The 18669-nt window shown below is 36.9% G+C and carries 17 protein-coding genes; 13 read left to right on the top strand and 4 right to left on the bottom strand.

What is annotated here, in order from left to right; genetic code table 11:
• Positions 1-191: 191 nt before the first annotated feature.
• Positions 192-1463, top strand: coding sequence for a GTPase HflX (gene hflX / locus C7437_RS11850; protein ID WP_111439943.1), 1272 nt, complete (start codon positions 192-194; stop codon positions 1461-1463).
• Between the two features lie 53 nt (positions 1464-1516).
• Here hflX and C7437_RS11845 read toward each other — a convergent pair whose 3' ends face one another.
• The gene (locus C7437_RS11845) at positions 1517-3235 is read right to left on the bottom strand and encodes an ABC transporter ATP-binding protein (protein WP_111439942.1); all 1719 of its coding nucleotides are present in this window, start codon (positions 3233-3235) and stop codon (positions 1517-1519) included.
• Between the two features lie 137 nt (positions 3236-3372).
• Between C7437_RS11845 and C7437_RS11840 the strand changes: the two genes are divergently transcribed.
• The 9 genes from C7437_RS11840 to zupT all read left to right on the top strand — a co-directional run bounded on the left by C7437_RS11840 (position 3373) and on the right by zupT (position 11956).
• Positions 3373-4860 (top strand): peptide MFS transporter, encoded by a 1488-nt coding sequence (locus tag C7437_RS11840; protein WP_111439941.1) that lies wholly within the window; start codon positions 3373-3375, stop codon positions 4858-4860.
• 387 nt (positions 4861-5247) lie between these two features.
• A complete protein-coding gene (locus C7437_RS11835; protein ID WP_111439940.1) occupies positions 5248-6204 on the top strand; it encodes an ABC transporter permease in 957 nt (318 codons plus the stop codon).
• Positions 6191-7147, top strand: a complete 957-nt coding sequence (locus C7437_RS11830) for an iron chelate uptake ABC transporter family permease subunit (RefSeq protein WP_111439939.1) — start codon at positions 6191-6193, stop codon at positions 7145-7147. The genes C7437_RS11835 and C7437_RS11830 overlap by 14 nt, the downstream gene beginning before the upstream one ends.
• On the top strand, positions 7144-7911 hold the full coding sequence (locus C7437_RS11825) for an iron ABC transporter ATP-binding protein (protein ID WP_111439938.1): 768 nt from the start codon (positions 7144-7146) through the stop codon (positions 7909-7911). Before C7437_RS11830 ends, C7437_RS11825 begins: the two co-directional genes overlap by 4 nt.
• A 117-nt stretch (positions 7912-8028) precedes the next feature.
• Entirely contained in the window at positions 8029-9066 is a 1038-nt protein-coding gene (locus C7437_RS11820) for a siderophore ABC transporter substrate-binding protein (RefSeq protein ID WP_111439937.1), read from the top strand.
• Positions 9067-9156: 90 nt separating this feature from the next.
• Positions 9157-9489, top strand: a complete 333-nt coding sequence (locus tag C7437_RS11815; protein WP_111439936.1) for an antibiotic biosynthesis monooxygenase family protein — start codon at positions 9157-9159, stop codon at positions 9487-9489.
• Between the two features lie 255 nt (positions 9490-9744).
• Positions 9745-10359 carry a phosphatase PAP2 family protein gene (locus C7437_RS11810; RefSeq protein ID WP_111439935.1) on the top strand — a complete coding sequence of 205 codons (615 nt, stop codon included), beginning with the start codon at positions 9745-9747 and terminating at the stop codon, positions 10357-10359.
• A 47-nt stretch (positions 10360-10406) separates the two neighbouring features.
• Positions 10407-11057 carry a uracil-DNA glycosylase gene (locus C7437_RS11805; protein ID WP_111439934.1) on the top strand — a complete coding sequence of 217 codons (651 nt, stop codon included), beginning with the start codon at positions 10407-10409 and terminating at the stop codon, positions 11055-11057.
• Between the two features lie 89 nt (positions 11058-11146).
• On the top strand, positions 11147-11956 hold the full coding sequence (gene zupT, locus C7437_RS11800; RefSeq protein ID WP_111440038.1) for a zinc transporter ZupT: 810 nt from the start codon (positions 11147-11149) through the stop codon (positions 11954-11956).
• A 57-nt stretch (positions 11957-12013) separates the two neighbouring features.
• Here zupT and thrB read toward each other — a convergent pair whose 3' ends face one another.
• Both thrB and thrC read right to left on the bottom strand, forming a co-directional pair.
• The gene (gene thrB / locus C7437_RS11795; RefSeq protein ID WP_111439933.1) at positions 12014-12937 is read right to left on the bottom strand and encodes a homoserine kinase; all 924 of its coding nucleotides are present in this window, start codon (positions 12935-12937) and stop codon (positions 12014-12016) included.
• The gene (gene thrC, locus C7437_RS11790) at positions 12934-13989 is read right to left on the bottom strand and encodes a threonine synthase (protein WP_111439932.1); all 1056 of its coding nucleotides are present in this window, start codon (positions 13987-13989) and stop codon (positions 12934-12936) included. The genes thrB and thrC overlap by 4 nt, the downstream gene beginning before the upstream one ends.
• A 173-nt stretch (positions 13990-14162) precedes the next feature.
• Between thrC and C7437_RS11785 the strand changes: the two genes are divergently transcribed.
• The 3 genes from C7437_RS11785 to C7437_RS17075 all read left to right on the top strand — a co-directional run bounded on the left by C7437_RS11785 (position 14163) and on the right by C7437_RS17075 (position 17434).
• A complete protein-coding gene (locus tag C7437_RS11785) occupies positions 14163-15374 on the top strand; it encodes an MFS transporter (RefSeq protein ID WP_111439931.1) in 1212 nt (403 codons plus the stop codon).
• A 206-nt stretch (positions 15375-15580) separates the two neighbouring features.
• Positions 15581-16849 (top strand): acetyl-CoA hydrolase/transferase family protein, encoded by a 1269-nt coding sequence (locus C7437_RS11780; RefSeq protein ID WP_211310017.1) that lies wholly within the window; start codon positions 15581-15583, stop codon positions 16847-16849.
• Positions 16850-17434, top strand: a complete 585-nt coding sequence (locus C7437_RS17075; RefSeq protein ID WP_211310016.1) for a DNA-3-methyladenine glycosylase — start codon at positions 16850-16852, stop codon at positions 17432-17434.
• A 254-nt stretch (positions 17435-17688) separates the two neighbouring features.
• Here C7437_RS17075 and C7437_RS11775 read toward each other — a convergent pair whose 3' ends face one another.
• Positions 17689-18489 carry a GNAT family N-acetyltransferase gene (locus C7437_RS11775; RefSeq protein ID WP_111439930.1) on the bottom strand — a complete coding sequence of 267 codons (801 nt, stop codon included), beginning with the start codon at positions 18487-18489 and terminating at the stop codon, positions 17689-17691.
• Positions 18490-18669: the final 180 nt, after the last annotated feature.

Here is an 18669-nt window from a genome sequence, read left to right as displayed (position 1 = left end):
AGTAATGGATAAGTGAAAATTTTGATTTTGTTGCGTAAGATGAATAAACTTTGTTATTATCCAATGTGCAGTTAGTATTTAAAGGGTTAGAAGTGGAAATGTGCGAGCGGCTGAAATTGTGCTCCCAATAAAAAAGAGGAGATCATTTATGAACAAGCAACTAATCGTTTCATTTAATAGGAGGAATCAGTTTGGATGAATTAGTAGAAAAAGCCATTGTCGTTGCAGTCAAATTGCAAAAAGACGAACATTTTGAATATGGATTAGAGGAGTTACACAACTTAGCACATGCACTGAATGTAGAGGTTGTTGGAGAAATCACACAAAATTTAACGAAAGTTACTTCTTCTCATTATGTTGGAACAGGAAAAGTAGAGGAGATTAGAAACTTCTATGAAGAAGCGGGTGCTAACTTAGTTATTTTTAATGATGAATTGTCACCTTCCCAAATTCGAAATTTGGAAAAGGACTTGGATTGTAAAGTAATCGATCGAACAATGCTCATACTAGATATTTTCGCACGCCGAGCAAAATCGAATGAAGCACAAATGCAAGTAGAGCTTGCACAACTGCAATATATGTTACCTCGATTAGTTGGGCTTCGTGCATCACTAGGTAGACAAGGTGGGGGAACTGGTGGCGGATTCAAAAACCGTGGTGCTGGGGAAACAAAGCTAGAGTTAGATAGACGTAAAATCGAGGACCAAATTGCTAAGATCAAACGTGACCTAGAGCATGTAAAAGATCAACGGGAAACACAAAGAAAGCAGCGGAAGAAAAATGCAATTCCTACCGTTTCGTTAGTTGGTTATACGAACTCTGGCAAGTCGACGATTATGAATCAGTTGCTTCTTAAAGTTGGTCAGGAAGATTCGAAACAAGTATTTGAAAAAGACATGCTTTTTGCTACATTAGAAACTTCGGTAAGACAAATTAAACTGGAAGATCAAAAAGAGTTTTTGTTAACAGATACAGTAGGGTTCGTTAGTAAGCTTCCTCATCATCTTGTAAAAGCATTCCGTTCTACTCTAGAAGAAGCGCGTGACGCAAATTTACTGTTGCATGTTGTGGATGTTTCCAATGATGAACATCGTTACATGATGGATGTAACGAATAAAACATTGCTTGATGTTGGAGTTGAGGATGTCCCAACTATTTTTGTATATAATAAATCGGATTTGGCGGAGTTAAAATACCCATATGTTTCTGGAGAAAATATATGGATTTCTGCGAAAGAAGGAGCAGGATTAGATGAATTGCTAGAAATAATTAAAAAACATATTTTCTCTGATCATGTACAATGCTCACTTCTCGTACCTTTTGACCGAGGAGACATTGTGTCCTATTTAAACGAACAAGCTTCGATTAAGTCCACTTCATATGAAGAAGAAGGTACGTTATTAAAAGTGGAGTTGAAAAAATCAGATTACCATCGTTTTGAAGAGTTTGTGTTTGTTGAGTAACTAAAGAAAGAAGCTTTTCGCTCACGCGAAAAGCTTCTTTTTGATTATATCAATTAGACTTCCTGAAACTGTATATTGTGAAGTCTAGCGAAAATGCCATCTTGCAAGACTAATTCACTGTATGTTCCATCCTCCACAATACCGTCTTCCGTTACTACCAATACACGGTCCGCATTACGAATGGTTGCAAGGCGATGCGCAATAATAAGCGTTGTACGATTTTCGGCAAGCTCCATTAATGAACGTTGAATAATTCTTTCTGTTTCTGTATCGAGTGCTGAAGTAGCCTCGTCCAATATTAATATCGGAGGGTTTTTCAAGAACATACGAGCGATGGCCAAGCGCTGTTTTTGGCCACCCGATAATTTAAGGCCACGTTCCCCAATTTGTGTATCATATCCTTCTGGTAGAGAAGTTATGAAATCTTCTAAATGAGCTTTTCTCGCAGCATCTAAAATGTCTTCTTCGGAAGCATCTAATTTACCGTAAGCAATATTTTCACGAATCGTTCCTGTAAATAAAAATATATCTTGCTGCACAATGCCAATTTGATCGCGCAACGATCTTGTGGTTACATCTTGAATATTTAAGCCATCAATCGTTATAGCACCTTCAATGACATCGTAAAAACGCGGGATAAGCGAGCAAATAGTCGTTTTCCCAGCACCAGAAGGACCAACAAACGCAACTGTTTCTCCGGCTTTTATGGATAAGTTAATATCTTCTAAAACGGATTTATGCTCATCATATCGGAAGCTAACATCTTCAAATGTAATATCTCCATTTAAATGTGGAACATTTATAGCATCTAGATGATCCTTAATTTCCGGTTCCTGTTCCATAAGGTCAGAAAAGCGTTTAAATCCGGCCATTCCTTTAGGATATAACTCAAGAAGTGCGGTGATTTTATCGACTGGTTTGATCAAGACATTAACATATAGGATGAAGCTCACAAGTTCTCCATTAGAGAGAGTTCCTTTAAATGTAAACCATGATCCGACAACCAGGACTACCAATGTCACAAGTCGAGTCAACATATAAATACTCGAATGTGTTCCCGCCATCACCTTATAGGCAACAAGCTTTGCGGTCCGGAATTGGCCATTATCTTCTTTAAAACGTGCAATTTCAAAGTTTTCATTCGTAAATGATTGCACTACACGTACACCAGATACGCTATCTTCCACACGGGCATTTACTTCTGCAATCTTTCCGAACATGTTTTTCCAAGCTTTGTTCATCATAATATTTCCATATGTAGCAACAATGGCTAAGAAGGGAACCATGACGATTGCTATAAGAGCAAGCTCTGGATTAATGTTATACATTATCGCAAAAGCACCAATAAGTGTCATGATTGCGATGAACACATCCTCAGGACCGTGGTGAGCCAGTTCTCCAATATCAAATAAGTCATTTGTAATGCGACTCATAATATGGCCTGTTTTGGTATTATCAAAAAAACGGAAGGACTGTCGTTGTACATGACTAAATAATTGCTGTCTCATATCGGTTTCAATATTAATACCGAGTTTATGACCTAAATAACTCACAACATAATTGAGGAATGTACTTAGAATATAGATGAATAAAAGCAAAATACTTATTGTTACAATCATATTCCAATCGCCTGTTGGCAATAGATCATCGATAAACCATTGAACTGCTACTGGAAAAGCAAGTTCTAAAATCGCTACAAATACCGCACTACTAAAGTCGATGATGAATAATCGTTTATGTGGTTTGTAAAATGAAAAGAACTTTTTTAACATATATTCAACCCCTTTCACTCTGTATTAACTCATATTATAACGAACAACTTCAAATGTCGAAATATGTTAGTGTTTTTTGACAAGTGAAAGGGGGTAGGCTTATAATATATTTCTTATTAGAAAAGAGGTAATTAATAATGGTTTCAAAAAAAGAGGTTGTTCAATCAGTACCTCAAACAGGATTTGTTGGACATCCTAAAGGATTATTGTCGTTATTCTTTACAGAGTTTTGGGAGCGTTTTTCTTATTATGGAATGCGTGCAATTTTAATCTACTATATGTACTACGAAGTAACACAGGGTGGATTAGGAATGGATCGAACAACTGCTAACTCAATAATGGCTGTTTATGGTTCACTTGTTTATATGTCTGGGATTATTGGTGGTTGGATTGCCGATAGATTGTTTGGTACTTCTAAAACCGTATTTTACGGTGGTATACTCATTATGTTTGGGCATATTGTGCTGGCAATTCCTGGAGGGATGACGACATTATTTGTTTCTATGGCTTTAATCATTGTAGGGACAGGATTATTAAAACCTAATGTTTCAAGTATAGTCGGTGATTTATATTCAGATAATGATGTTCGTCGCGATTCAGGCTTTAGTATTTTCTATATGGGTATTAATATGGGTGCTTTCCTTGCTCCTTTAATTGTAGGAACAATAGGCCTTAAGTATAACTTCCATTTAGGATTTGGTCTTGCTGCAATTGGTATGGCGATAGGATTGATTGTATTTTTGGCTACGAAGAAAAAGTATCTTGGTTTAGCAGGTTCCTATGTACCTAATCCAATGGGAAGAGAAGAAAGAAAAAAAGTTCTGACTCGCATTGGTGTTATAGCTTTAGTAGTGCTAGTTCTTGGATACGTTTTAGTCCAACAAGGTATTATGACCATCAATGTATTTACGATGACGGTTTCTATTCTAGGTATTGTTATACCAACCCTTTACTTTATCGTGATGTATAGAAGTGATAAAACATCTGCAGATGAAAAGTCTAGATTGCTTGCATATATTCCGTTATTTGTTGCAGCAATGATGTTTTGGGCGATTCAAGAACAAGGATCTAATATTTTGGCTCAGTATGCGGATGAACGTGTTAACTTGATGGTTGGCTCTTATGAGATTTCTCCTGCTTGGTTCCAATCATTAAATCCACTTTTCATCATTACGCTTGCACCAGCTTTTGCTTGGCTATGGGTGAAGCTAGGGGATAGACAACCTTCTACTCCAAGAAAGTTTGCTTATGGACTGTTCTTTGCGGGCCTATCTTTCATCGTCATGATTATTCCTGCATATTTAAATGGAACAGAAACACTCGTTAGTCCATTTTGGCTTGTATTGAGCTTTTTCTTAGTTGTACTTGGTGAATTATTACTTTCACCAGTTGGTTTATCTGCAACATCAAAACTTGCACCAGCTGCCTTTGCTGCTCAAACAATGAGTCTTTGGTTCATGACAAACGCTTCAGCGCAAGCAATTAATGCACAAGTGGTTAAACTGTATTCACCAGATAATGAAATAGTATATTTCGGTGTAATCGGAGCAGTAGCTCTAGTTATCGGTTTATTACTCTACTTTATGACTCCATTGATTCAAAAATATATGCGTGGTGTTAAGTAATTCGAAAATCATGCAAATTTTAAATGAATAGTTAGTGTGGAAAAGACTATTGTAATTGTTGAGGAAAATCAACAATTACAATAGTCTTTTTGAATTAAAGGATATAATTGAACTAAAATGGGTTGAAATGGCATTTATATGTATTTCAATTGAAAACCATTTTCATTTAATCGTTGACATGAATTAGCAAGATGTTATAATTAATATGTTATTAATTGATAATGACTTTCAATGACTTCTATTCATGAAAAGGTTGAAGGTTGTTATATTTGTCCCGCTAGTCGGGATAATATTTGGGGATATTTTTTTATTAAAAATAAACTATTTACTCAGTGGTGAGAATAATTTTCACGATTATCTGAGAATAAAAGAAATATGGGGTTAAAAATGAAATTGTGGATGTTGATTGTTGCAGTAATCATCCTATCAGTTACTTCGCTATTTATTGGTGCGATTAACATAAAGCCAAGTGATTTGCTTAATTGGGATTCGTTAGAAACACAAATTTTCTTAATTAGTCGTTTACCGAGATTATTTGCTATTATATTAGCTGGCGCAGGGATGGGTATTGCAGGTTTAATTATGCAAAGTTTAAGTCGAAACAAATTTGTATCGCCAACAACGGCTGGTACGTTAGATGCAGCAAAATTAGGGATTATCATATCAATGCTATTCTTTTCGGGTATGTCTTATATCGGGCAAATCATGTTTAGTTTTGCTTTCGCATTAATTGGTTCATTTATTTTTATGCAGCTACTTGAACGTATTAAGTTCAAAGATGCAATTTTTGTCCCACTAATAGGGATTATGTACGGCAATATTATTGGAGCATTTTCTACTTTCTTAGCGTATGAAGCGAACATTTTACAAAACGTTGATACATTTTTTCAAGGGAGTTTCACGTTAGTTGTATCTGGGCGTTATGAGCTTCTTTATGTAGCAGTTCCAGCGATTATTATTGCATATATTTATGCTAATAAATTTACCGTAGCAGGCATGGGTGAGGATTTTGCTAAAAATCTCGGCTTAAGCTATCGAACGGTATTGAATATTGGTTTAATTATTGTTGCGGTTATTTCTACGACAGTCGTTTTAACGGTTGGTATTATTCCGTTTTTAGGGTTAATTGTGCCTAACCTTGTTTCCCTTTATTTAGGGGATAATTTACGTAAAACAATTCCGCATACCATTTTTATGGGCGCAGCATTCTTATTATTCTGCGATATTATTAGCCGCTTAATCGTACATCCATATGAAATTCCAGTAAATACAACGGTTGCGGTAATCGGTAGTGCGATCTTCTTAATTATGTTATTTAGGGGGAAAGCATATGCGCAAAAATAGTACGAAGCTAATTATATTATCGGTAATTGCCTTAATTTGTATGTTGTTATTTGCATTTTATGACATTAAAGGTGGGTTTGGTTATGCATTTCCAAAACGTTTAGAACGATTATTTGCGATGGTCATTACAGGTACTGCAATAGCTTATGCAACAGTAGCGTTTCAAACTGTAACGCACAATCGATTGTTAACACCATCGGTTATGGGGATCGACTCGATGTATAACATCGTTCAAACAATTATTTACTTTGCTTTAGGATCGTCTTCCATATTTGTTGTAAGTCGTTACTTAAACTTCGGTGTATCAATTGTTGCAATGGTTCTATTTGCAGTAATTTTATATCGTTTCTTATTCCGAGCAGATAAGTATCCGATTTTCTTGCTACTATTAGCAGGTATGATTATCGGTACACTACTCGGTAGCTTAGTAACATTTATGCAAGTAATTATTGATCCGGTAGAGTATGAAAGCTTACAAGCTCGATTGTTTGCTAGCTTTATGAATGTAAAAACAGAATTGCTATTTATATCAGCAGGTATTGTAACTTTAGCATTTCTGTATGGTACACGTATCTTACATAAGTTAGATGTTATGTCTTTAGGCCGTGAACATGCCATAAACTTAGGTATTAACTATGACAAAATGGTATTACGAATTTTAATTTTATCATCAATTTTAATTGCAGTATCAACAGCACTAGTAGGGCCGATTACATTTTTAGGATTAATTGTTTCTAACTTAGCTTATCAATATTTTGCTACATACAAACATTCCGTTTTAATAGTTGGAGCAAGTTTAATAAGTATTATTGCATTAGTGGGCGGACAATTCTTAGTGCTACATGTATTTAATTTAACGACAACGATTAGTGTAATTATTAACTTTATCGGTGGGCTTTACTTTATTTATTTGTTACTAAAGGAAAGTAGGAAAACAGCATGATTGAACTTAAAGGACTTTCTAAAAGCTTTGGGAAAAAAACTGTTGTCGAAGATGTCACATTAAAAATTCATGCTGGAGCCATTACGTCCTTTATTGGGCCTAATGGTGCTGGTAAATCAACGTTATTATCAATGGTAAGTCGTCTATTAGATGCGGATACAGGGGAAGTATTGTTAGATCAATCGGACGTAAAGAAAATGAAATCAGATGCGTTTTCAAAACGAGTTGCGATTTTAAAGCAAGCAAACCATTTAAATGTTCGTTTAACGGTTCGAGAGCTTGTATCTTTTGGACGTTATCCGTACTCTAAAGGACGTTTAAACGAAGAAGATCACAAGTTTGTAGACAAAGCGTTAGCGTATTTAAATTTAACTGATATGCAAGATAAGTTTTTAGACGAGCTTTCTGGTGGACAAAAACAGCGTGCGTTCATTTCTATGGTTATTGCGCAAGATACTGAATATATTCTACTCGACGAACCTTTAAACAATCTAGATATGAAGCATTCTGTACAAATTATGAAGATATTACGTAAACTAGTAGATGAATTAGGTAAAACAGTTGTAATTGTATTGCATGATATTAACTTTGCCTCTGTTTATTCAGATCGTATCGTTGCGTTGAAAGATGGTCGTTTAGTAAAAGATGGTCCAACTAATGAGATTATTAACTCGGAATCTTTGCGTGAAGTATATGATATGCACATTCCTGTTCAAGTGCAAGATGGTTGTAGAATTTGCGTCTATTTTAATTCAAATAATTAATTTTAAAAAAGTAATTGACAATTGAAGTAAACTAAACTAGAATTTGGGTTAGTTGATTGATAATGATTTTCATTATCAAATATGAATGAGTTATTAATTAGGAGGAGAAAATTTAATATGAAGAAGTGGAATATTATAACTGCTGCAGCATTGGCATTAATGTTGGCTGCATGTGGATCAGAAGAAACAGAGACACCAAAAGCAAGTGACACAAACGAAGCGAGTGAGACAGAAAAAGAAGTAGTGGAAGAATCTGCATTTCCTATGACAGTATCTTCATTAAGTACTGCTCGTGAAACAGAAGAAGGTGCTTCAGTTACTTTTGAAGATATTACATTAGAAGAAGAGCCTAAGCGTATTATCTCTTTAGACTACGGTTTCTTAGATACACTTGACGCATTAGGTGTTGAAGGTATCGTAGGTGTAGCAGCTGGTGGTGGTAAAGGGAACATTCCAGAACACTTAAAAGAAAAGTATGCACCAAGCGATGAGATTGCTGATGTTGGTACATTAAAAGCAATCGACTTCGAAGCAGTAGCAGCTGCAGAACCAGACATCATTTTTATTTCTGGTCGTCAAACAGCATTCTATGAAGAATTAAAAGAAATTACACCAAATGTAGTATTTATCGGTTCCGATAATTCAAACTATATTGATGCAGTTTATGAAACAGTTGACTTAGCAGCTAAGATGTTTGATAAAGTTGAAAAAGGTGAAGAGTTAAAAACTGCATTACAAGAAAAAGTGGATGCTGTAAACGAAAAAGTAGCTGGCTATGAAAATGCATTAGTTGCTATGTATGACGACAAAAAAATGTCTGGTTTCGATAATGGTGCAGAATCTCGTTTCGCATATGTGTATAATGACTTCGGTTTCAAACCAGCAACAACTGATATTGATGCGTCTTCACATGGATCTGACTTTTCTTATGAGTCAATACTTTCTGTAGATCCAGAAGTATTATTAGTCGTTGACCGTACAGTTTCGGATGTAGACACGATTAAAGCAGATATCGAAAATGATATTATTAAACAAACACGTGCTTATAAAGAAGGTAAAATCGTATACTTAGATGGCACGAACTGGTACTTCTCAAGTAACGGTGTAACAACTGAAGCAGCAAAATTACAAGAAATCTTAGATGAATTAAAATAATTTATCTAAAGAGGAGCTACCCTATTCGTGTATACGAGTGGGATAGCTCCTTACTTTTATTATTTTATATTTGAAAAGGGGTTAGAGATAATGTTTGTTCAAATTAGAAAGTGGACTTTAACAGAAGGAAATTCAGATAAGATTATTGAGCGCTTTGGGAAGAAGCCTGATCAAGGACCATCGCTATTAGAGAAACAAATGGGTTTTATAGGCCGCGAACTATTGGTGAAAAATGTACGTCGAGGCGAAGAAGAAGTTGTGATGATTGTTCGTTGGGACTCAGAAGAAGCATGGAAAAACTGGGAGAAGAGTCCAGAACATATTGCTGGTCATAAAGCGAAAATTAAAGAACATGGCGGTAAACCACCGAAGCCAGAATATGTTCTTTCAATGGAGCACGGAAACTATACTGTTGTAGAATAGTTTTACTTGTAAACGATTAAATAATATTTTGACTATAATAGAAATAAAAAACTCTACTTTACCAATCAAATGGAAAAGTAGAGTTTTTTATTGGATCTACGTCAATATCTTAGACACAAAGAAATTAAGTTCGTTTCAGAATGGCATTTATCCATGGGACGTCCTGGTTTCGCTAGAAGTGAGGTTCTCACTATATTCATTGTACAACCTTAAATTTTTAGCTTATACTTTTTGTAATGGGTAGGAGGGAATTCTGTGAAGAAATGGTTTTATCCACTAGGTCTTGTGACTTTGTTAGGATTCGCCGCGTTATTTTTGACATTTACGAGAGATGAAATGATTAAGTTCGATCGAAACATGGCAGAATTATTAGGTGGCAATGCATTTATTACTGCTTTTCATTATTTGGGAGAGACCACTTTTATTATCATTGTATCGCTCTGCTTACTGGCATATTTATGGATTCGTTCAAAAAATTATCGAGGCATGCTCTTTGTTTTATTCGCAGTTGGAGTCGGGAACGTCATCAACCAATTACTAAAGAAATGGGTACAGCGAGAACGTCCAGACGTGCCACATCAACTAGAGAGCTTTAGTTTTCCATCAGGACATGCGATGGTCGGGTTACTTTATATTTTAACGGTAACCTATTTTCTGACGGAGCATCAATCGGATAAAAAAGTGCGCATTCTAACGTGGATAGGAGCAATACTTCTCGCGGCATTGACTGGATTATCACGTATTGCTGAGCATCGTCATTACGCATCGGATGTGTTTGCTGGCTGGATGGCAGGGTATACTTGGTTTGTACTAGTAGCATTATGGTACGAGTACCGAAAAAGAAGTTTTCAGCTAAATAAAAAAAGTTAAAAACCTTTCCATTTGTGGAAAGGTTTTTTTAAAAGGAGCAGATATTCATGTTCGAGCTAACAGACGAATTAGTAGCACTTGGAATGAAAAGAATAGAAGGTTGTCCAGTAGAAGGCTTTGTGAAAGGGAGAGGTCCTCTAAATCCAGCAATTCTTTTAATAGGAGAAGCTCCCGGTGAAAACGAAGCGATACAAGGTTTACCGTTCATTGGTAGGGCGGGAGAAGAGCTAAACAGATCACTCGCAAGCATTGGATTAACAAGAGACGACGTGTATATGAGCAGTGCGGTAAGAAGTCGGCCTTATGTATGGAAGGATAAAAAGGCGAGAAATGGTGAAATAACGAAAAGAAAATACAATCGCCCTCCAACGCAACAAGAAATTCTCGCACATGCCCCCCTGTTAGATTATGAACTAGCAAATATAAAACCTATGATCATTGTGACGTTAGGTAATGTAGGGCTGCAACGCTTACTTGGAAAAGATGCAAAAGTATCCAAGTTACATGGACAAGTACTCACACATCCTGTACGACAGTTAGCTTCACTTGATGGAAACGAATATATTTGGTCTACGGAAAGTTATATGCTTATCCCGACTTATCATCCTGCTTCTGTATTTTATCGACCATCCAATCGTGATTTTCTTGTGGAAGACTGGACAAAAATAGGGGGATATATTAATTCAGGAAAATTTTAATACTTTCTCTAGTTGAAAAGAGTTGTGCGAAGGAAACTTCTTGCGTATAATAAGTTAAAATTGAAGAATAGAAAGTAGTTGGGTCGATGATGGATGGAAATGTAGTTTTTGCATTACTACTCACGCTATTTGCTGGCCTAGCAACAGGGATAGGTAGTTTACTGTCTTTGTTGACATCGCGTACAAATACGAAGTTTTTATCTGTTGCATTAGGATTTTCTGCAGGAGTTATGATATATGTATCTTTAGTTGAAATTTTTGTGAAAGCAAAGGATTCATTAGTAGCAGAGCTTGGAGCAACAAATGGTTATTGGATGACCATTGTAGGGTTTTTCGGTGGGATGGTTGTGATTGCGCTAATCGATCGTTTACTTCCTAAACTGGGGAATCCACATGAAGTCAAAAAGGTAGAGGATATGGATGTTGAACCGGATAATGCGGAATATACAAAGTTGAAGAGAATGGGTGTTTTCACTGCTTTAGCCATTGGTATTCACAACTTTCCTGAAGGGATTGCTACATTTGCTTCTGCTTTACACGATCCGAATTTAGGAATAGCCATTGCAGTTGCAGTTGCTATCCACAATATTCCGGAGGGGATAGCTGTTGCGGTCCCAATTTATTACGCAACCGGAAGTCGGAAAAAGGCATTTAAATACTCATTTCTTTCAGGACTAGCAGAGCCACTTGGAGCATTAGTAGCTTTCTTAGTTTTAATGCCGTATTTAAACGGAGTACTTTTTGGAATCGTATTTGCAGGTGTAGCAGGAATCATGGTGTTCATTTCATTAGATGAATTATTACCAGCTGCTCAAAAGTATGACGAAACACATGCATCTATGTACGGAGTAGTAGCAGGTATGCTTGTCATGGCATTAAGTTTAGTTTTATTGGCATAACAAGCAATATTCTTTTATAAGCAAGGTTTTAAGTAGAAAAAGGCAGTGCAGGTCTCTTTAAGAGAGAACCGCACTGCCTTCTTTATTTTTTGATGTAACAGTTCCTGTTCGATTAATCGGCACGGGTACTAACTCGAAGTTAGGGAACACTCCATCTAATTTCGAGATGAATTCCTTTTCTGTCCCTTTTTGCACAAGGGATAGAAGGGTTGGGCCTGCTCCGCTTATACAAGTCCCAAAAGCACCTGCATTTTTTGCTGCAACTATAATATCTCTGCTTTCAGGTATTAAATCAAGACGATACGGTTCATGGAATAAATCCTGCTCCATATACATACCAGCTTGCTCGAAAGATTGTGAAAGGAATGCAGCTGTTAATAAGTTAGCGATTGCGCTTGCTTGTGCTGAAACGTTACGAGTGTAGCTGTCAGGAAGTACACTTCTTGCTGCTTCCGTTTTTAACTCATAATTAGGAATGAACAAAACAAATGAAGCATCAATATGGTACGCATGGAATACATGAATGTCACCATTTTCTGTACTTGATGAAATGGTAAAGCCTCCAAAAATAGAAGCTGCTGCATTATCAGGGTGACCTTCCATTTCAGTAGCCACTTTCAATTTATCATGTGCTGTTAGTTGAAGATCCAGCACTTGGTTTGCTAATTCTACACCTGCGACAATCGCAGATGCACTACTTCCCATACCACGGGCAAGTGGAATTTCACTTTTCATAGATACGTGGCATGGAGGTAAAGAAAGACCATACATTTTTGCAGTTTTTTCTGCTGCAATAATCATTAAGTGATCTTGTGGGTTTGGAACATCAGGAAGATTGTCAGTTAAGTTATCAATTTTCCATTCCGTTGCAAGTTCTATTTCTACTTCTAAATATTTATCTAAAGCAATTCCAATGGAATCAAAACCAGGGCCTAAGTTAGCTGTACTTGCTGGAACTGATATTTTCCACTTGTTGCTCATAGTATGCCCTCGATATACTTAAGGATTTCTTTTTCGTCATTTTTTAACGACACAAGGTCTACAGTTGAAACATCCATTGCTGTGTCTGGATCTTTTAATCCGTTACCAGTAAATACTGTTACCACTTTGCTACCTGCAGGGATTTTTCCACTTTTCACAGATTTTAAAACTCCTGCTAAAGATGCTGCAGAACCAGGTTCTACAAACACGCCTTCACGACTAGCGATTAGTTGATATGCGTATAAAATCTCTTCATCAGTTACAGAATCAATAATACCACCAGATTCGTCACGAGCAGCTTCTGCTAATGACCAACTTGCAGGATTTCCAATACGGATTGCTGTTGCCACTGTTTCTGGGTTAGCAATAGGTGCTCCTTGTACAATTGCAGCAGCGCCTTCTGCTTCAAAGCCAAACATTTTAGGTAAACCAGATTTTTTCGCTTCATTATATTCTTTGAAGCCTTTCCAGTAAGCACTGATATTTCCAGCATTTCCAACTGGAATACATAAATAATCAGGGGAAGTTCCTAAAGCATCAACAATTTCGAATGCAGCCGTTTTTTGTCCTTCTAGACGGTATGGATTCACTGAGTTAACTAATGCAACAGGTGATACTTCGCTAATATTACGTACGATTTGTAAAGCGTCATCAAAGTTACCGTCGATTTCTATTATTTTCGCTCCGTACATAGTTGCTTGTGCTAATTTTCCAAGTGCAACTTTTCCTTTTGGAATAACAACAATAGATTGAATGCCAGCGCGAGCAGCATATGCAGCGGCAGCAGCAGAAGTATTTCCGGTAGAAGCACAAATAACACATTTACTTCCGTCTTCGATTGCTTTAGCTACGGCGAATACCATTCCACGGTCTTTAAAAGATCCTGTTGGGTTAGCGCCTTCTACTTTTCCGTATAGTTCAATGTTTAACTCTTTAGATAGGTTAACTAGCTTCAAAAGAGGCGTGTTACCTTCGTTAAGTGTTAGTTTTGGTGTATTCTCTGTTACAGGTAAAAATTCTTTATACTCTTCAATTAGTCCTTGCCAAGCCATGATGTTTTCCGTCCTCTCTGTTCTTCTTAAATAAACATATGTATTTGTATAAAGGACATTTTACAGGAATATAGGATAAAAAACAAGAATAATTTTCTATTGTAAGTTTACTATTCAATGCGTATACTAATGATGTGAAAAATACATGACATGTGTAAAGACAGGAGAAGCTGATGACTACTATTAAAGAAAAAAAACCAATTTCAAAAAATAAATTATTAGGCATTGCTGGACTAGCATGGATGTTTGATGCAATGGATGTAGGGATACTTTCGTTTGTAATCGCAGCACTTGCAGTAGAGTGGAGTCTAACTCCAGGAGAAATGGGCTGGATCGGTAGTGTAAACTCGATTGGTATGGCGGTAGGAGCACTTGTATTTGGCGTATTCGCGGATAAAGTAGGCCGCAAGAAAATCTTTATGATTACCTTATTATTATTTTCTATAGCAAGTGGACTTTCTGCTCTAACAACTTCGCTCGCAGCATTTTTGGCTCTTCGATTTTTTGTTGGAATGGGACTGGGTGGAGAGTTACCAGTTGCTTCAACGCTAGTATCTGAAAGTGTAGAGGCAAAAGAAAGAGGGAAAGTCGTTGTATTATTAGAAAGTTTCTGGGCTGCTGGTTGGTTAGTCTCTGCTCTAATTGCTTACTTTATCATCCCGGATTATGGATGGAGAATTGCTCTAATAATTACAGCACTCCCAGCTTTTTATGCAATTTACCTACGTATAAAGTTACCAGATTCACCTAGGTATACAGGGAAGAACACTGAGTCTAGAACTATCCTGCAAAACATGAAAGAAGTATGGTCGGAAAAATATGCAAAAAGGACATTAATGCTATGGATTGTTTGGTTTACAGTTGTATTTTCATATTATGGTATGTTTTTATGGCTTCCAAGTGTCATGGTTATTAAAGGGTTCACATTAATTAAAAGTTTTGAATATGTATTAATCATGACACTAGCACAATTGCCGGGTTACTTCTCAGCAGCTTGGTTAATAGAAAAAGCTGGTCGGAAGTTTGTATTAATCACGTATCTACTTGGAACAGCAGCTAGTGCATTTGTGTTTGGTGGTGCTGAGACAACAACGTTATTGTTAGTTTCTGGTATGTTCCTATCGTTCTTTAACCTTGGGGCATGGGGAGCGTTATATGCGTATTCTCCAGAACAGTACCCAACAGTTATTCGTGCAACTGGGTCAGGTATGGCGGCATCAGTTGGTCGTATTGGCGGGATTCTTGGACCATTGCTAGTTGGTTCTCTCGTTGCTGCTGGTTATGAAATTGGCTACATTTTCAGTATTTTCTGTGTGGCTATTGTCGTTGGTGTATTAGCGGTTGTATTCCTCGGAACCGAAACAAAGCAAACAGAACTTGAGTAGGTAATACTCGTTAAAACCTGCTTCCTTTTATAGGAGGCAGGTTTTATTTTTGCTTGAGAGGTGAAGGATAGTAAAATAAGTGGAAAGACTAGCACATATATGGAGCAAGATTGTTAAGGGGAAATAACTTGGAATTTGTTGAAAGGATGTTTTTCCTAGTATACTGAGTATAGAAGAAGCTGTATGAATGATAGGAGCGGAATATAATGAACAAATTATTAACGGATCAACAGATCATCAATTTGATTGAAAAAGACGCAGATGTTATTCTTCCATTAGCTAATGGAGAACCACATAAATTACTTGATATTTTAGAAAGAAATGCGGATGCATTAACAAATGTGAAAATACATCAGTTACTTGCATTAAATCCTAGAAAATACATAGAAGGTGCTTTTCCTGGCAAGCTGAAGCATATCTCCTATTTTTTAAGCGGAGCAACGAGAAAAATGTTCCAAAAAGGTATGGTTGATCTAGTACCAAATCATTTTCATGAAGTGCCAAAGATTTTAAGGCATTCAACAAGTCTTTCGATGATTATGGCTGTTGCTTCTCCAATGGATGAGTTTGGTTACTTTTCTTTAGGAACACAAGCCGATATAGTGAGTGAATTTATCGGTACTGTGCCTTTTATCTTAGAAGTAAACAATCATATGCCACGTACATTTGGAGAAAACCAAATACATATTACTCAAATCGCGGGATATGTTGAGAATAATCGCCCCTTATCTGAAGATATTTCTCCTCCTATTGGAGAAAAGGACATGAAAATTGCTGCTTATGTAACAGAAAGCATTCATAATGGAGATACTTTACAAATAGGGATCGGTGCTATTCCTAATGCTGTTGTTAGTTTGCTAAAGGATCATCGACAATTAGGTATTCATACAGAAATGTTTGTGGACGGTATCGTAGATTTGGTAGAAGCTGGTGCAATTGACGGAACACAAAAATTTACGAATAAAGGAAAAATCATTGCAACTTTTGCACATGGATCGAAGAAACTCTATAATTTCTTGCATAATAATCCTTCAGTGGAGTTTTTACCAGTCAGTATCGTCAACGACCCCAGAGAAATTGCTAAGGAAGAACGCATCGTTTCTATTAATGCAACAACAGAAGTCGATTTATTCGGACAATGTGCTTCTGAAACAGTTGCAGGTAAATACTATTCTTCCACTGGCGGACAAGCAGACTTTGCCCGTGGAGTTCGTTTTGCAAAGTATGGCAAAGGCTTTGTTTGTATGACATCTACAGCCAAAAATGATGAGATTTCTCGTATTAAACTAAATCTAACGCAAGGATCTATTGTATCAACGTCTAAAAACGATGTAGATAATATCGTAACTGAATACGGGGTTGCGCGAATGTTTGGTCAGCCAATTTCAGAGCGAGCTCGACAACTTATTTCGATTGCTCATCCAAAATTCAGAGAAGAGTTAACGTTTGAAGCGAAGAAAATGGGATTAATTTAGTTGAAACCATTGAATGTAGCTTTCTTTCATCAACCGACGTTGGAGCTTGCGAGAGACTTACTTGGGAAATATATGGTGCATGAGCAAGAGACCGGTTTGCTTATAGGGAAAATCGTTGAGACAGAAGCCTATATGGGAGCAGAGGATAAAGCTGCTCATAGCTACGGAAATAGAAGAACAAAGCGCACAGAAGTAATGTTTGGGGAGCCAGGACTGATTTATACATATCAAATGCACACACATACATTGATCAATGTAGTCGCAGGTGTGGTCGGTATCCCAAATGCAATATTAATACGTGCTGTAGAGCCAATTGAGGGCTTGGAGCGAATGAACGAACTTCGAAATAATATGCCAATGAAGCAGTGGACAAACGGACCCGGAAAGCTCACGAAAGCAATGGCCATAACAATGGATTACTACGGCAAACACTGGAGTGAAAAACCATTGTATATAGCAGAAGGTGAGCAAGTAAAATCAGTCTCCACTGGCCCTAGAATAGGGATCGACAATAGTGGAGAAGCAGTACACTATCCTTATCGATTTTGGGAAACAGACAATCCGTACGTTTCGAAATGGAGATAATACAAGGCATGGCATGGGGAAATTACTTCCTCATGTTTTTTTATGTGGAAAAACCGATGTGCGTTAGAAGGCGCGAATGGCATAACGCAAATTAAAACCGGGAAATCGCAAGTTCACGGAGCCGCATCGCAAGTTAACACCGGGATATCGCAAGTTCAAGTACGAGTAACGCAAGTTCAACCCCGCATTTCGCAAGTTCAGATCAAAAAAGACTGACCAAAGTTACTTGGTCAGTCCTTCCCTTCATAAGAAACTTAGATTAGTTTCCCCATATAATACTCATTTACATATTCACCATTAATAATGAGTGCATGATTACGCGTTCCTTCAATTTCAAAGCCGAGCTTTTTATAAAGTTTTTGAGCGTAGTTATTTTCTTTTATGACAGAAAGCTCTAGTTTAGATATTCCAACTTCTTTTGACCAATTTTCTCCATGACGCATAAGAGATGTAGCAATTCCCTTTTTGGAGAATTCTTGTTTTACACCAATATATATAGAAGCGCGGTGTAATGCACGTGGGCTTGGTCCACCAGTAATAGACAGATAACCTGCAAACTGCCCGTTCATAATTGCCAATAGTAAATTGGAGTTTGTGGAGTTTTTCCAAGCGTGCATTTCTTTGCGAACGCTTTGTACAGTCATTTGAACATCGGATTTTCCGTACAACATGAAATCTGTTTCTGAGAAAATTGTTTCCTGTAAACGGATAAAGGCACGAGCATCTTCAAGCTCTGCTTCGCGAATGATGAGAATATCTTGCTGGTCACTTATGTCCGAAGTCAGTTCATCCGTTTCATGTACAACGCTATGAAAAAGAACAAATTTCCCTAATTCAACATCTTTGACAGAATATCCACTCTCTGTCCATGCGAAAAAGTGTAATGCAGGAGGCTTTGTTTTCTTCCACCAGCTACTGCTTAAATACGCAGCATTCGGTAGAGCTTGTCCAATTATTGTTTCTATTTCATCAAATGTTATTTTTATTTCTTTACTAGTCGATTGTTTAAAATATGTGGCTAGAGGAATATATTTACTTTCAAAAACTTTGGGCATTATTTCACTCATCTCTGTATTGATAAAAATACTAGGGTTATTATAGCACTAAAGGATAGAAGTTCACACTACTAAACGCTCAATTTTACGTCAAATAATTCCTATATTATCTTAGATCTAAAAAAGTGTTACCTCCACTGGAAGTAACACTTTTTAACAAAGTAACTGTCTAGCGCAAGG

This window comes from Psychrobacillus insolitus (genome assembly GCF_003254155.1).
Taxonomy (GTDB): domain Bacteria; phylum Bacillota; class Bacilli; order Bacillales_A; family Planococcaceae; genus Psychrobacillus; species Psychrobacillus insolitus.
The sequence above is the reverse complement of the archived record's forward strand: the minus strand, read 5'-3'. Positions and strand labels throughout refer to the sequence as shown.